Below are 14,772 nucleotides of genomic sequence, written 5' to 3' on the forward strand. Positions count from 1 at the left end.
CACACCGAGCATTAGCGAGGTGCCGAGTGGTGGGGCAAGAGCGTTTTGCTTACTTTTGCGCTTTTCAAAAGTGAGCCGCTGTAAAAGCGGAACCGTTAGCAGTCGTTACCGCAGAAACGGATATGTACTCGGTCCAATCCAACATCCTGGTCGGCCCAGAGGCCGCCATCGGGGGCAAGCCCCCTCCCACATTGGATCTATGTGAACCCGATCAAGTGTGGGAGGGGGCTTGCCCCCGATGGCGGTCTACAGGCCTATACCGCCTCCCGATAAGGATTGCGCGGGTCCTGGGTCCAGTTCAAAAACGGCTTGCCCGTGTCGATCGGCACCATCTCGATGCAGTCGGCCACCGGGCAGGTGATCTGGCACAGATTGCAGCCCACGCACTCGTCATCGATCACCTCATATTGATGCGTACCGTCGGCCTGCTTCAAACTGGCGATGGCCTGGTGAGAGGTGTCCTCGCAGGCGATATGGCAACGCCCGCAGCCAATGCACGCTTGCTGGTCAATCTTCGCAATCACCTGGTAGTTGATATCCAGGTATTTCCAATCGGTGGTATTGCCCACCGCGCGCCCGGAAAACGCCTGCAAGCTGGTGTAACCCTGGCTGTCCATCCACCGCGACAAGCCATCCTTCATTTCTTCCACGATGCGAAACCCATGCAGCATCGCCGCCGTGCATACCTGCACCGCGCCGCAGCCCAGGGCGACGAATTCCGCCGCGTCACGCCAGTTGCCGATGCCGCCGATGCCGCAGATCGGCAGGCCCTGGGTCTGCGGGTCGCGGGCGATTTCGGCGACCATGTTCAAGGCAATCGGTTTGACCGCCGAGCCGCAATAGCCGCCATGAGTGCTTTGCGTGCCGACCACCGGCAGGGCGACCATGCGTTCGAGGTCGACGCTGGTGATGGAGTTGATGGTGTTGATCAGCGACACCGCATCCGCGCCGCCGCGATACGCCGCGCGCGCGGCCACGCGAATGTCGGTGATATTGGGCGTGAGCTTGACGATCACCGGCAGTGAGCAATAGGTCTTGCACCAGCGCGTCACTTGTTCCACATACTCCGGCACCTGGCCGACCGCCGCGCCCATGCCGCGTTCGGGCATGCCATGGGGGCAACCGAAATTCAGCTCGATGCCGTCGCAGCCGGTGGCCTCGACCAGCGGCAGGATGTTTTTCCACGACTCCTCGACACAAGGCACCATCAGCGACACGATCAAGGCGCGGTCCGGCCAATCCTTTTTCACCTGGGTGATTTCGCGCAGGTTGATCTCCAGGGAACGGTCGGTGATCAGCTCGATATTATTGATACCCAGCACTTCGCGATTGGCCCCGTAGTGGGCCGAATAGCGCGACGACACATTGACCGCCGCCGGGTCTTCACCCAGGGTTTTCCACACCACGCCGCCCCAGCCGGCCTCGAACGCGCGCACCACGTTGTAGGCTTTGTCGGTGGGGGGAGCGGAGGCCAGCCAGAACGGGTTGGGGGCTTTGATACCGGCGAATACAATCGACAGATCGGCCATTACGCGGCCTCCACATTGAGCATGAGTTGGGCATGCATGGCCTCGGCGGCCAGCTTGCCGTGTTGCACCGCCTGCACGGTGAGGTCCTGGCCGAGGCTGACGCAATCACCGCCGGCATAGACCCCGGGAATGCTGGTGCGCAGGTGTTCGTCGACAAAGATGCGTTCGCCTACGCGATGCAGCTGCCGGGCCAGTGGGTCGTGCAGCGCTGCGTTGTCGAAACCCTGGCCGATGGCCTTGAAGATCGCGTCGGCGGCCAGTTCGAAGGTTTCGCCGGTGGGCTGCAGGCGACCGTTTTGCAGGTGGGTGCGGGCAAAGCGCATACCGCGGACTCGGCCCTCGTCGTCAAGCAAGACCTCTTCGGGCTGGGCCCAGGTCAACAGGCGTACCTGATTGGCCTTGGCGATGTCTTGTTCATGCTGGGTCGCGCCCATGTCAGCCACACCACGGCGGTACACGAGGTTGACGTCGCGGGCGCCGAGGCGGGCCATTTGCACGGCCATGTCGATGGCGGTGTTGCCGGCGCCCAGCACGATGCAGCGGTCGGCCAACGGCAGTTGGGTGAGGTCGTCGGCTTGGCGCAGTTCGCGGATGTAGTCGGTGGCGGCGAGCAGGCCGGGTGCGTCCTCGTGGGGCAGGCCAAGGTGTTTGCTGGCCGCCAGGCCGAGGCCGAGGAATACCGCATCGAATTGAGTGTGCAGCTCACTCAAGGTGAGGTTGTCGCCCAGGCGCTGGCCGTGACGCAGCTCGATGCCGCCGATTTGCAGGAGGAAATCCAATTCCTTCTGGGCGAAGTCGTCCACCAGCTTGTACTTGGCGATGCCGTATTCATTCAGGCCGCCGGCTTTTTCCCGGGCCTCGAAGATCACCACGTCATGACCCTGCAAGGCGGCCCGGTGGGCGCAGGCCAGACCGGCAGGCCCTGCGCCGACCACGGCGATACGTTTACCGGTGGGCGCGGCGCGTTGGAAAGGGTGTTCGCTGAAATGGGCGTTGTCCACGGCGTAGCGTTGCAGCAGGCCGATCAGCACCGGGGCGCACTCTTCGGCGTTATTGCGCACGCAGGCTTGCTGGCAGAGGATCTCCGTGGGGCAGACGCGCGCGCAACTGCCGCCCAGGATGTTGGCCGAGAGAATTTTCTGCGCGGCGCCTTGCACGTTTTCGGTGTGGATATGGCGGATGAAAGAGGGAATATCAATGTCGCTGGGGCACGCGTTCACGCACGGCGCGTCGTAGCAGTACAGACAGCGCGAGGCTTCCAGTCGGGCCTGGCGGGCATTGAGGGGCGGCGCCAGATCGGTGAACTGACTGGCGAGGGTGGCCCCGTCTTCGCGGGGGTGGGGGAGGTGGGTCAGGGTCTGGATCACGGTAGTGGCCTCACGGTTTTTTTTGGATTGCCTCTAAGTGGGCATTTTTGTTGCCTTCACTGGCCTCATCGGGGGCAAGTCGAATCGTCGCACCGCCCCTCCCACACTTGATCGGGTTCACATAGATCCAATGTGGGAGGGGGCTTGCCCCCGATGGCGGTCTCAGCGGTTCACAGCCACTGGCTTGGACAGCGCTGCCCGCTTGCTCAGCTGTTCAAACACCGACGGATACGCCGGCCGCTGCACATACCGCCCGGCGCCCCGCTCGGCGCGCAGGTCGCCATCGGCCCAGACCAGCTTGCCCTGGCTGATGGTGTGGCTCGGCACGCCGCGTACGGTCTTGCCTTCGAAGATGTTGAAGTCGACTTGCTGATGATGGGTCTTGGCGGAAATAGTGCGCGTGCCCTGCGGGTCCCACAGCACCAGGTCGGCATCGGCGCCCTCGCGGATCGCGCCTTTGCGCGGGTAGAGGTTGAAGATCTTCGCGGTGTTGGTGGACGTCAGTGCGACGAATTCCTGCATCGACAGGCGCCCGGTGTTGACGCCCTCGTGCCACAGCAGCGCCATGCGGTCTTCGATGCCGGCGGTGCCGTTGGGGATCTTGCTGAAGTCGTCACGCCCGACGGCCTTTTGTTCGGCGCAGAAGCAGCAGTGGTCGGTGGCGGTGGTGTGCAGGTTGCCCGATTGCAGACCGCGCCAGAGTGCCTCCTGATGCCCGCGCGGACGGAACGGCGGGCTCATCACGTAGCCGGCGGCGGTCTGCCAGTCGGGATGCTGATAGACGCTGTCGTCCAGCAACAAATGGCCGGCGAGCACTTCGCCGTAGACCGCCTGGCCCTTGCCCCGCGCATAGGTGATTTCGTCCAGTGCTTCCTGGGTGGAGACGTGCACCAGGTACAGCGGCGTGCCGAGGGTCTCGGCGATGCGGATCGCCCGGCTGGCCGCTTCGCCTTCCACCTGGGAAGGGCGCGACAGCGGATGCGCTTCCGGCCCGGTGATGCCCTGGGCCATCAATTTGCGTTGCAGGTGGTAGACCAGCTCGCCGTTTTCCGCGTGAACCGTGGGCACCGCGCCCAGTTCGAGGCAGCGCTCGAAACTGGCCACCAGGGTGTCGTCGGCGGCCATGATCGCGTTCTTGTAGGCCATGAAATGCTTGAAGCTGTTGATGCCGTGGTGGCTGACCAGTTCGGCCATTTCCTCGCGTACCTGGTCGCTCCACCAGGTGATCGCCACATGAAAGCCGTAGTCGGACGCCGACTTCTCGGCCCAGCCGCGCCATTGGTGGAACGCCTCCATCAAGGACTGCTGCGGGTTGGGAATCACGAAGTCGATGATCGAGGTGGTACCGCCCGCCAGGCCCGCCGCCGTGCCACTGAAAAAGTCTTCACTGGCCACGGTGCCCATGAACGGCAGTTGCATATGGGTATGGGGATCGATGCCGCCGGGCATCAAGTATTGGCCGCTGCCATCGAGTGTTGCAGTGCCGGCGGGAATATCCAGGTCCGTGCCGATCGCACGTATCAGACCGTCTGCGCAAAACACATCGGCGCGGTAACTTTCATCATGGGTAATAACGGTGGCGCCACGGATCAACAGCGACATGTCGAGTTCCTCACAGGCTTGACCGGCTTGTGCCAGTTCTAAGTGTTGTAATACCGTTCGCCGACGCCGGGTTAATTCCTGTCATCGGTGACAGGAATAGAAACTAGCCCGAGTTTTTCGATTGGGCAAGAATATTTTTATTTGTCTTTCGTGTTGTTTAACTATTTGATTTGTATTGATAAAAATAAAAAATCACCAAAATGAAGCAATCAGTTACCATTTTGACGCACTTGACAGGTTGCTGATTTGAGCAACATTTATTATTGCAAATCAGCCGCTTGAGAGACAGCGCTTGACGAGGCCGGTAAATAAAAATAATTGTGTTGCACCAGATTGAGTCCTGAAGGTTCGGATAACTTTCCTGTTGTGGCGCCTGAGTCGCACGGCAAGTTCCGAAGAGGCCCTCGGGCAATCGGATAAAGCTGATAAACATCAGCCAGTTATATATGCAGTGTGGGTCGCGAAGCAGTTGTCGGCACGGTAATTGAGTGCAGTGGCGGCTGGCCGGGCCTGAGATGTCATGTTGTCTACGAGGTACTCCGGCCACCTGCCTTAACCGCGCAGGTGAGCAACAATAATTTTAAAAAAACCGTGGAGCGGCCATGCAACAGAACAGATCGCAAGTCACCGAACGCAACGGCCTGTACGAACTCGACGCCGGCCCCGACGTCCTCGACAGCCCTCGCTACAACCACGACATGGCACCGACCAAGGTGCATGAACGCACCTGGAACAAGTGGCATATCACGGCGCTGTGGGTCGGCATGTCGATCTGTGTGCCCACCTACACCCTGGGCGGTGTGCTCACCGCGTACTTCGGGTTGTCGGTGGGCGAAGCGCTGATGGCGATTTTGCTGGCCAACATTGTGGTTCTCATCCCACTGACGCTTAACGCATTTGCGGGTACGAAGTACGGCATTCCCTTTCCGGTGCTGTTGCGCTCATCGTTCGGCATCCTGGGCTCCAATGTGCCGTGCCTGATCCGTGCGCTGGTGGCGTGCGGCTGGTTTGGCATCCAGACGATGTTCGGCGGGCTGGCGATTCATCTGTTTCTCGGCTCGATTTTCGAGGGCTGGAAGTCCCTCGGCGGCACCGGCGAGGTGATCGGGTTCATGCTTTTCTGGTGCCTGAATCTGTGGGTGGTGTTGCGTGGCGCCGAGTCGATCAAGCGCCTGGAAACCCTGTCGGCGCCGTTGCTGGTTGCCGTGGGCGTTGGCTTGCTGGTTTGGGCGATGCCGAATGTGTCGATCAGCGAACTGATGGCGATCCCGCCCAAGCGTCCCGAAGGGGCGAGTCTCACCGGTTACTTCATGGCCGGCCTCACCGCAATGGTGGGGTTCTGGGCCACGTTGTCGCTGAATATCCCCGACTTCAGCCGCTATGCCAAAAGCCAGAAGGACCAGATACTCGGGCAGATTTTCGGCCTGCCGCTGACCATGTTCCTGTTCGCCGCCCTGGGCGTGATCATGACCGCCGCTTCGGTAAAACTGGTGGGCGTCAGCGTGTCCGACCCGGTCACCCTGATCGGGCATATCCAGAGTCCGGTGTGGGTCGCCGTCGCCATGGCGTTGATCATCATCGCTACCTTGTCGACCAACACGGCGGCGAACATCGTTTCGCCGACCAACGACTTTCAGAACATCGCGCCCAAGCTGATCAACCGCACCACGGCGGTGATTCTGACCGGTCTGGTGGGGTTGGCGCTGATGGCCCATGAGCTGCTGAAAAAACTCGGACTGATCGTGTCCGATGTCAGCCTGGAGACGGTGTATTCCAACTGGTTGCTCGGTTACTCCAGCCTGCTGGGACCGATTGCCGGGATCATGGTGGTGGACTACTTCATCACCCGCAGGCAGCAGCTGGACCTGGCGGGACTCTACCGGGACGACGTGTACCCGGCCTGGAACTGGAGCGGGTTCATCGCATTCGGCGTGCCGGTGGTGCTGACCTTGCTGTCCCTGGGCAGCAATGCGTTCAGCTGGTTCTACAGCTATGGCTGGTTCACCGGCTCGGCGTTGGGCGGGGTGCTGTATTACGCGCTGAACGCCAGACGCGCGATCACTCCGGTCGCAGCCAAATCATCTATGTGAACACGGTCAAAAATGTGGGAGGGGGCTTGCCCCCGATTGCAGTGTGTCAATCAGCTCACCTGTAACTGAACCACCGCTATCGGGGGCAAGCCCCCTCCCACATTTTGACCAGTTTCCACTGTTGGAATCGTGTCAATTCAAGCCTGAGGAGATCCCCCCATGAACGCTGCCCTTGACGTTCTGCAATCGACCCATCAGCACATCAACCGTGACCGTTTGTGGCAGTCGCTGATGGACCTGGCCAAGCTCGGCGCCACCCCCAAGGGCGGGGTGTGCCGCCTGGCCCTCACCGATCTCGACCGCAAGGCCCGCGACCTGTTCGTGCAATGGTGCGAGGAGGCCGGCTGTACCGTGACCGTCGACGGCATCGGCAATATTTTCGCCCGGCGTCCGGGGCGCAACCCCGACCTGCCGCCGGTGATGACCGGCAGCCATATCGACACCCAGCCCACCGGCGGCAAGTTCGACGGCTGCTTCGGCGTGTTGGCCGGTGTGGAAGTGCTGCGCACCCTCAACGACCTCAAGCTCGAAACCGAGGCGCCGCTGGAGGTGGTGGTGTGGACCAACGAAGAAGGCTCGCGCTTTCCACCGTGCATGATGGGCTCCGGGGTGTTCGCCGAGAAGTTCAGCCTGGCCGATACCCTGGCCAAGGTGGATGTGGACGGCGTTTCCGTTGGCGAGGCGCTGAACGCCATCGGCTATGCGGGCACGCGTGCCGAGAGCGGGCACACAGTCGGTGCTTATTTCGAGGCGCATATCGAACAAGGACCGATTCTCGAAGATGAGAAAAAAACCATCGGCGTGGTACTCGGAGCCCTCGGGCAGAAGTGGTTCGACCTGAAGTTGCGGGGCGTTGAAGCGCACGCGGGGCCGACGCCGATGCACCTGCGCAAGGATGCTCTGGTAGGCGCGGCAGCGGTGGTGGCCGCCGTCAACGCCGCCGCACTGGAACACCAGCCGCATGCCTGCGGCACCGTGGGTTGCCTGCAGGCGTATCCCGGTTCGCGCAATGTGATTCCCGGCGAAGTGCGCATGACCCTGGATTTTCGTCACCTGGAGCCGGCACGCCTGGATTCGATGATTGCCCAGGTGCGCCAGGTGATCGATGCAACCTGCGACAAACATGGCTTGAGCTTTGAACTGGAACCTACCGCCGACTTCCCGCCGCTGTACTTCGACCAAGGCTGCGTGGACGCCGTGCGCGACGCGGCCAATGGCCTGGGGTTGTCGCACATGGACATTGTCAGCGGGGCAGGGCACGACGCGATTTTCGTCGCCGAGTTGGGCCCGGCGGGAATGATCTTTGTGCCGTGTGAGGGGGGTATCAGCCACAACGAAATCGAGAATGCCGCGCCGGATGATTTGGCGGCGGGGTGTGCGGTGTTGTTGCGTGCCATGGTGGCGGCTTCGGCAGCCATCGCCAGCGGCAAGCTCGCGGCTTGAAAATGGGAAAAAAAATGTGGGAGGGGGCTTGCCCCCGATGGCGGTGTATCAGTCACAGATGTGCTTACTGACACTCCCTCATCGGGGGCAAGCCCCCTCCCACATTTGAACTGTGTTTGACGTCAGACCCAGATGGCATCCCACAGCGGATAGTCGCCAATCCGCTCGACCAACCCTGCTTGCAATGGATTGGCCACCACATAGCGGGCCATTTTCACCAGGTCATCCTCCTTGCGCAGCGCCCGGTCGTGGAAGCTTTCCTGCCATAGCCGGCCCTTGCGTCCGGTGGCGCCGTTGACGGTTCGTGTGCTTCTGGATTTTACCTGGCACATCAGGTCTGCCAGCGAGCCTTTTTTCAACTCGATGATCCAGTGGAAATGGTCGGGCATGATGACCCATGCCAGGGAGTTCGCCAGCCCTTGGTGCTGAGCGATTCGAAATTGCCGGACCACCAGGCGCCCGAGGTGAAAGTCGCTGAACAGGCGAATGCGTTCATGGGTATTGGTGGTAATCAAGTAGATGCGATTCGGTTCGCTGATTCGGCCGATGCGCAGGCGATGTGAAGCGGGTAGATCAGGCATTCCCTGGCCTCTCTGCTAAGTGGACTCTGAGAGGCTAGGAGGGGTGGGCTGAATGTGATGTGCAGGCTTTTGGCAGGATGTGTCTGGAAGGGCGCTATCGGGAGCAAGCCCCCTCCCACAGGGGACCTGCAGTGTTCATACATTGTGTGTCAGTCGCGGAACCAGTGTGGGAGGGGGCTTGCTCCCGATGAGGCCGTAACAGGCGCTGCCGTCAGTGCGTCTGCCCCTCGCTTCCAGCTTGCCACCCACCCCCCAACGCCGTCACCAGCCCCACGCTCGCCTGCAACTGCCGTGTCTGCACCGCTTGCAAGGTTCGCTGCGCCTGCAAGGCCGCTGTCTGTGCGGTGACCACATCCAGATAACTCACGGCTCCCGCCTCATAGCTGTTCATCGCCAGCGCCTGGGTGTGTTGCGCTGCATCCGCTGCTGCCTGTTCGTCCTGGGCCTGCTGCTGCAAGTCGCGCAGTTGTGCGAGGTTGTCTTCCACCTCGCGCACGGCTTTCAGCACCTGGCTGCGGTACTGCGCCGATGCTTCTTCAAATTCGGCCCTGGCCTGGCGTTCGTTGGCGCTCAAGCGTCCGCCATCAAGGATGGGCAGGTTCATCAACGGCCCCAGCGCCCAATAGCGATTGCCCGCTGAAAGCAGGTTGCCCACGCCCTGCGTCTGGCCGCCAATCAACCCGGTCAGACTGAAGTCCGGATACCACGCCGCCTTGGCCACGCCAATAGAGGCATTGGCTGCAAACACTCGCCGTTCCGCCGCCGCAATATCCGGGCGACGTTGCAGCAAGTGGCTGGGCAGTTGCGCTGGAATCCCTGGCAAGGCCATCAACTGCGGGCTGGCTGGCAATGAAAAGTTACCGGCCGCGACGCCGACCAATTCGCCGATGGCATGCTCGGTGAGGTTGCGCTGCCCACGCACTTCATCCAGCTGCGCCCTGGCCTCGGCCAGTTGATTTTGCGCACGGGTGAGGTCCAGTTCCGAGGCGATCTGCCCCTCATAACGGCTACGGGTGAGTTGCAGCGCCTGGCTGAAATCCTCCAGCGAGTGGGTGAGAATCCGGCTCTGCGCATCCAGCCCGTTGAGTTGCACATACAGCGTTGTCAACTGGCGTTGCAGGCTCAGGCGCGCCACGGCCAAGTCATCGCCGGATGCTTGCGCCTGGGCGTCGCCGGCCGCAACCTGGTTGCGGATTTTGCCCCACAGGTCCAGTTCGTAATTCAACGAGAATCCGGCGGTGTTGCTGTTGTATACCGACGGTTGCGTCGTGCCGCGCAACGGCCTCGAATCCGATTGGCGCTGACGCAACGGCTGGGCGCTGGCGGTGAGCTGTGGAAACAGCCCTGCATGCAGTTGACTGGCATACGCCTGGGACGCATCGAAATGCGCCAGCGCCGCGGCCAGGTCCGGGTTGGCCGCGAGCAGTTGCTGTTGCAGCGCATCGAGCGTTGGGTCGTTGTACAGCTTCCACCATTGCGGCGCCAAGGTGTCGGACGGCTGCGCGCTGTGCCACGGGCCGTCGCTGGTCTGTTCGCGGTAACCGGCCGGCAGGTCAACCGACGGCACGTGGTACACGGGTGCCATGGAGCAGCCTTGCAAGGCCAGTAGCATCAGTGCCGCAAACGGGTTAAGCCTTGGGCGCATGGGCACCCCCGGTGGCGTCGGCCAGTTGTACCGCGTCGCCTTCGCGCAGGGCGTCGGGTGGGTTGTCGATGATGCGGTCGGCGGGTTTCAGGCCCTGGTCGATCACCAGGCGTTCGCCCAGGTCCAGGCCGATATGAATGGCTTGCAGGTGCACGTGGTCTTGCCGGTCCAGCACCGCGACCTGGGTGCCCTGGGCACGGAAGATCAACGCGCTGGCGGGGATGCTCACGCCATGGGTGTCCGCCGGAATCGGCAAGGTCGCTTCGGCATAGTCGCCGGGCAGCAATTCACCGTTCGGGTTGTCGACGACGAACTGCGCGAGCAGGGTGCCGGAGCGTCGGTCGATGGCCGTGGAGTCGCCGATCAGGCGCGCCTTGAAGTGCTCGCCCGGATGTTCGGGCACCGTCAGCTCGGCCTCCAGGCCTGGGTGGATCACCGCCGCGTAGTTCTGTGGCACCGGCACGTACAGGCGCAGCTGGTGGGTGTCGGCAAGGCTGAACAGTTCCGGATCACTGTCGGTGTCGGCCTTGATCAACTGGCCGATGTCGGTATTGCGCGCGGTGATGGTGCCGGCGAAGGGCGCACGCAGGGTCTTGTAGCTTTCCAGTGCGCACAGCCGCGCATAGTCGGCGGCGGCCGCCTGGGCGTTGGCTTTGGCGGCGGCGGCATCCGAGGTTTTCTCATCGGCCTCCTGGCGCGACACGGAGTGGCTGGCCAGCAGGTTTTGCCAGCGCGTTGCAGTGGTGGCGGCCAGGCGTGCATTGGCCTGTTCCTGGACCAGGTGGGCGTGGGTTTGCGCCAGTTGCTGGTCAAGGTCCGGGCTGTCGATTTGCGCGAGGATTTGCCCGGCCTTGACCTGGCTGCCGATATCGACTTTCCAGTCCTTCAAATAGCCGCTGACCCGGGCATGGATCGGCGCCTTGCTCCAGGCCTCCAGGTGCGCCGGCAAGCGCAGGGTGTCGCCGCTGGCATTCTGTTTGGGCTGGAACACCCTCACTTCGGGGATGGCCGCGGTTTCAGTCCAGGCGGTCACCGCTTGTTCATGCAGCGTGCGGGCGTGCAAGCCGTTGGCGACCAACAGGGCGGCCAGGGTCAGGCCGCCGACACCCATGAGCATCAGACGCTTGCGCGAGGGTTTTTGATCAGACGACATGGGACGTTTCTCCAGCAATTGCGCGAGTAGGGTGACGACCGTGGACCAGGCTGAAGACCACGGGAACAAACAACAAGGTGGCGACGGTGGCGAAGATCAACCCACCGATCACGGCGCGGCCCAGCGGCGCGTTTTGTTCCTCGGACAGCGCCAGGGGCAGCATGCCGATGATCATCGCCAGGGCGGTCATGCACACCGGGCGAAAGCGCGTGTAACCGGCTTCCATCGCCGCTTTCAAGGCATCGCCATGTTCGGCCAGGCGTTCACGGCAGAAACTCACTACCAGGATCGAGTTGGCGGTGGCCACGCCCATGCACAGAATCGCGCCGGTCAGGGCGGGCACCGATAGCGAGGTGCCGCTGAGGAACAGCATCCACACGATCCCCGCCAATGCTGCGGGCAACGCGGTGATGATCACGAAGGGGTCGGCCCAGGATTGGAAGTTGACCACGATCAGCAGGTAGATCAACACCACGGCGCCGAGCAGGCCGAAGCTCAAGCCGCTGAACGCCTCGTGCAGCGCATCGATCTGCCCGTGCAGGCTGATCGTCGCGCCTTTGGGGCGCATGGACGCGGTGTCATCGAGGACTTTTTGCACATCCCGGGCGACGCCACCGAGGTCGCGGCCCTGCACGTTGGCGTACAGGTCCAGGGTGGGTTCGATGTTGTAGTGCGTCACCACCGCGGGGCTTTGTACCCGCGAAATAGTCGCCACGCCGCCGAGGATCTGGGACTGGCCATCGGCACCGGTCACCGGCAGTGCCTCCAGCGAAGGCAGGCTGTCGAGACGGTATTGCGGCGTCGCGGCCACGATCGAATAGGACACGCCATTGGCCGGATTCAGCCAGAACGTGGGCGCCACTTGGGAGCTGCCGGCAAGGGAGGCGACCATGCTGTTGGTCACGTCTTTTTCGGTGATGCCCAGGCCATTGGCGCGCAGGCGGTCCACATTTACCTGCAGCGACGGGTAACCGGTGGACTGCTGGATACGCAGGTCGGCGATGCCCGGTACGTGTTGCAGGCGCCGTTCGAGTTCCACGGCATAGGCGCGGTTTTCGGCATCGTTGCGCCCGGAAATCTTCACGTCCAGTGGTGCCGGCGCGCCGAAGTTGAGGATCTGGCTGCTGATGTCCGCCGGCAGGAACGCAAAGTGGCTGCCGGGAAAGCTTTGCGGCAGGGCCTCACGCAGTTTTTTCACGTAATCGGCGGTGGGCGCGTGGTTCTTTTTCAGCGTGACCTGGATATCGCCGTCCTGCGGGCCGATGGTGCCGCTGTTGCTGTAGGCCATGTCGATGCCGCTGAGCGGGATGCCGATGTTGTCGACGATCGTGTCCAGCGCTTGCGCCGGGATCACCTCGCGAATCCGCGCTTCGATGCGGTCGAACGCGGCGGCGCTTTCCTCGATGCGCGTACCCAGCGGCAGGCGCACATGCAGCGCGAGTGCGCCGGCATCGGTGGCCGGAAAAAAATCCTGGCCCAGGCTCGGCAGCAACACGAACGAGGCCAGCACACAGGCGAGGAACCCGACGATAAAGCGCTTGCGCGCGCCGAGTGCGAGCATCAGCAGGCCGTGGTAGGTGTCGCGGATATTCGAGAAATGCCGCTCGAACCCTTGCTGGAAATTCAGCACGGCTTGCAGCGCAACATGGCGCGGCTTGCGGTGCTGTTCGCCCTCGTGGTGGTTGATGAATGCATCTTCCGGATGATGTCCCGGGCCTTGCTCCGGTGCGTGGGGCTTGAGCAGAAACATCGCCAGCGTCGGCACCAGGGTGCGCGAGAGAATGAACGAACTGGCCATGGCAAAGATCACCGCCAGCGCCATCGGCCGGAACAGATACCCGGCGATGCCCTGCAGCAGGAACATCGGCACGAACACGATGCAGATGCATAGCAACGAGACGAACGCCGGGCCGACGATTTGTGCGGCGCCGTCGAGGATCGCGGTCTTCACCGCCTTGCCTTGTTCAAGGTGCCAGTTGATGTTTTCGATGGTCACCGTGGCGTCGTCCACCAGAATGCCCACCGCCAGGGCCAGGCCGCCCAGGGTCATCACATTCAGGGTTTGCCCGCTGACCGCCAGCAGCGCGATGGCCGACAGCACCGCCAGGGGGATCGATGCGGCAATGATCAGGGTCGAGCGCCAACTGCCGAGAAACAGCAGGATCATCGCGCTGGTCAGCAGGGCGGCGATGATGCCTTCCTGGGCCACGCTGCCCACCGACTGCTTGACGAACACCGAGGCGTCGCCCAGCAGTGAGGTCTTCAGCGACGGCGGCAGGGTTTCGTTGATGCGCGGCAGCATCTGGCGAATGCCGTCGATGATCGAGAGCGTCGAGATACTGCCGTTCTTCAAGGCCGGCATCAGCACCGCACGGTGGCCGTCGACGCGCACGATATTGGTCTGCGGGGGCGAGCCGTCCCGTACATGGGCCACTTGGCCGATGGTGATGATCGCGCCGTCGACGTTCTTGATCGGCAAGTCGTTGAGCTCATCGATGGCCTTGGGGCTGTTGTTCAGCAGGATCGTGTATTCGTTGGGGCCAAGCTTGGCGGTGCCCACCGGGATGATCTGGTTCTGCAATGCCAGCGCATTGCCCACATCCTGGGCCGACAAACCCTTGGCCGCCAGGGCCTGGGGATCGAGGTCCAGGGTGATCTGGCGCTGCTTGCCGCCCATTGGCGTGGGCATCGCCAGGCCGGGCAGGGCGCTCAGCGGCAGGCGGATATTGTTCTGCACCAGGTCGCGGATTTTCGCCTCCGACAGGCTCGGGCTGGAGAACGCCATTTGCAGGATCGGCACCGTGGAGGCGCTGTAGTTGAGGATCAACGGCGGCGTGATACCCGGGGGCATTTGCTTGAGCACCGTCTGTGATACCGCCGTGACCTGGGCGTTGGCGGTGCGGATATCCACGCCGGGCTGGAAGAAGATCTTGACGATGCCCATGCCCGGAAGGGATTGCGATTCGATATGTTCGATGTCGTTGACGGTGGTGCTCAGGGAGCGTTCGTAGGTGTAGATCACCCGCCCGGCCATGGCGTCCGGCGACAGGCCGTTGTATTGCCAGACCACGGCGACCACGGGGATACCGATATCGGGGAACACATCGGTGGGTGTACGCAGGGCCGCCATGGGCCCGATGATGCAGATGAATATGGCCAGCACGATAAACGTGTACGGCTTGTGCAGTGCGGTCTTTACCAGCCCGAGCATGCGTGAGTCTCCGAGAAAAGCAGGATTGCAAACCCCGGCAGTCTTGCCCGACCCACCTAACACGCACCTTTCAGCCAGGTGAAGGAACATTTAGGTAACGGCTGAAGATCGTTTCATTTGTATTCATTTGTTCTACAAACGACAGCTCTTC

9 protein-coding genes are annotated in these 14,772 nt (G+C 62.4%); 2 read left to right on the plus strand and 7 right to left on the minus strand.

Annotated features, from left to right (window positions below; translation table 11 throughout):
* Positions 1 to 254 precede the first annotated feature (254 nt).
* From preA to hydA, 3 genes are all read right to left on the minus strand, one after another.
* A complete protein-coding gene (preA, locus tag BFP89_RS07260; RefSeq protein WP_065884846.1) occupies positions 255 to 1,529 on the minus strand; it encodes an NAD-dependent dihydropyrimidine dehydrogenase subunit PreA in 1,275 nt (424 codons plus the stop codon).
* Positions 1,529 to 2,896: an NAD(P)-dependent oxidoreductase gene (locus tag BFP89_RS07265; RefSeq protein ID WP_065884847.1), complete on the minus strand. Its 1,368-nt coding sequence runs from the start codon at positions 2,894 to 2,896 to the stop codon at positions 1,529 to 1,531. Before BFP89_RS07265 ends, preA begins: the two co-directional genes overlap by 1 nt.
* 162 nt (positions 2,897 to 3,058) lie before the next feature.
* A complete protein-coding gene (gene hydA, locus BFP89_RS07270) occupies positions 3,059 to 4,498 on the minus strand; it encodes a dihydropyrimidinase (RefSeq protein WP_065884848.1) in 1,440 nt (479 codons plus the stop codon).
* A gap of 602 nt (positions 4,499 to 5,100) precedes the next feature.
* On the opposite strand from hydA, the gene BFP89_RS07275 reads away from it, so the two are divergent.
* A complete protein-coding gene (locus tag BFP89_RS07275; protein WP_065884849.1) occupies positions 5,101 to 6,588 on the plus strand; it encodes an NCS1 family nucleobase:cation symporter-1 in 1,488 nt (495 codons plus the stop codon).
* A 159-nt stretch (positions 6,589 to 6,747) separates the two neighbouring features.
* A complete protein-coding gene (locus tag BFP89_RS07280; protein ID WP_065884850.1) occupies positions 6,748 to 8,031 on the plus strand; it encodes a Zn-dependent hydrolase in 1,284 nt (427 codons plus the stop codon).
* A 122-nt stretch (positions 8,032 to 8,153) separates the two neighbouring features.
* On the opposite strand, the gene BFP89_RS07285 is transcribed toward BFP89_RS07280, so the two are convergent.
* The 4 genes from BFP89_RS07285 to BFP89_RS07300 all read right to left on the minus strand — a co-directional run bounded on the left by BFP89_RS07285 (position 8,154) and on the right by BFP89_RS07300 (position 14,621).
* A complete protein-coding gene (locus BFP89_RS07285; protein WP_065884851.1) occupies positions 8,154 to 8,612 on the minus strand; it encodes an REP-associated tyrosine transposase in 459 nt (152 codons plus the stop codon).
* Positions 8,613 to 8,823: 211 nt separating this feature from the next.
* Positions 8,824 to 10,257, minus strand: a complete 1,434-nt coding sequence (locus tag BFP89_RS07290) for an efflux transporter outer membrane subunit (RefSeq protein WP_065884852.1) — start codon at positions 10,255 to 10,257, stop codon at positions 8,824 to 8,826.
* The gene (locus BFP89_RS07295; protein WP_065884853.1) at positions 10,241 to 11,410 is read right to left on the minus strand and encodes an efflux RND transporter periplasmic adaptor subunit; all 1,170 of its coding nucleotides are present in this window, start codon (positions 11,408 to 11,410) and stop codon (positions 10,241 to 10,243) included. The genes BFP89_RS07290 and BFP89_RS07295 overlap by 17 nt, the downstream gene beginning before the upstream one ends.
* Positions 11,400 to 14,621, minus strand: a complete 3,222-nt coding sequence (locus BFP89_RS07300; protein ID WP_065884854.1) for an efflux RND transporter permease subunit — start codon at positions 14,619 to 14,621, stop codon at positions 11,400 to 11,402. Before BFP89_RS07300 ends, BFP89_RS07295 begins: the two co-directional genes overlap by 11 nt.
* Positions 14,622 to 14,772 lie beyond the last annotated feature (151 nt).

Source organism: Pseudomonas sp. 31 R 17 (assembly GCF_900004915.1).
Lineage (GTDB): Bacteria > Pseudomonadota > Gammaproteobacteria > Pseudomonadales > Pseudomonadaceae > Aquipseudomonas > Aquipseudomonas orientalis_A.

Bases quoted from the DNA above. Each gene is read 5' to 3' on its own strand.
- BFP89_RS07290 (WP_065884852.1), bottom strand. From the start codon at position 10,257: ATGCGCCCAAGGCTTAACCCGTTTGCGGCACTGATGCTACTGGCCTTG.
- hydA (WP_065884848.1), bottom strand. From the start codon at position 4,498: ATGTCGCTGTTGATCCGTGGCGCCACCGTTATTACCCATGATGAAAGT.
- BFP89_RS07275 (WP_065884849.1), top strand. From the start codon at position 5,101: ATGCAACAGAACAGATCGCAAGTCACCGAACGCAACGGCCTGTACGAA.
- BFP89_RS07280 (WP_065884850.1), top strand. From the start codon at position 6,748: ATGAACGCTGCCCTTGACGTTCTGCAATCGACCCATCAGCACATCAAC.
- preA (WP_065884846.1), bottom strand. From the start codon at position 1,529: ATGGCCGATCTGTCGATTGTATTCGCCGGTATCAAAGCCCCCAACCCG.
- BFP89_RS07300 (WP_065884854.1), bottom strand. From the start codon at position 14,621: ATGCTCGGGCTGGTAAAGACCGCACTGCACAAGCCGTACACGTTTATC.
- BFP89_RS07285 (WP_065884851.1), bottom strand. From the start codon at position 8,612: ATGCCTGATCTACCCGCTTCACATCGCCTGCGCATCGGCCGAATCAGC.
- BFP89_RS07295 (WP_065884853.1), bottom strand. From the start codon at position 11,410: ATGTCGTCTGATCAAAAACCCTCGCGCAAGCGTCTGATGCTCATGGGT.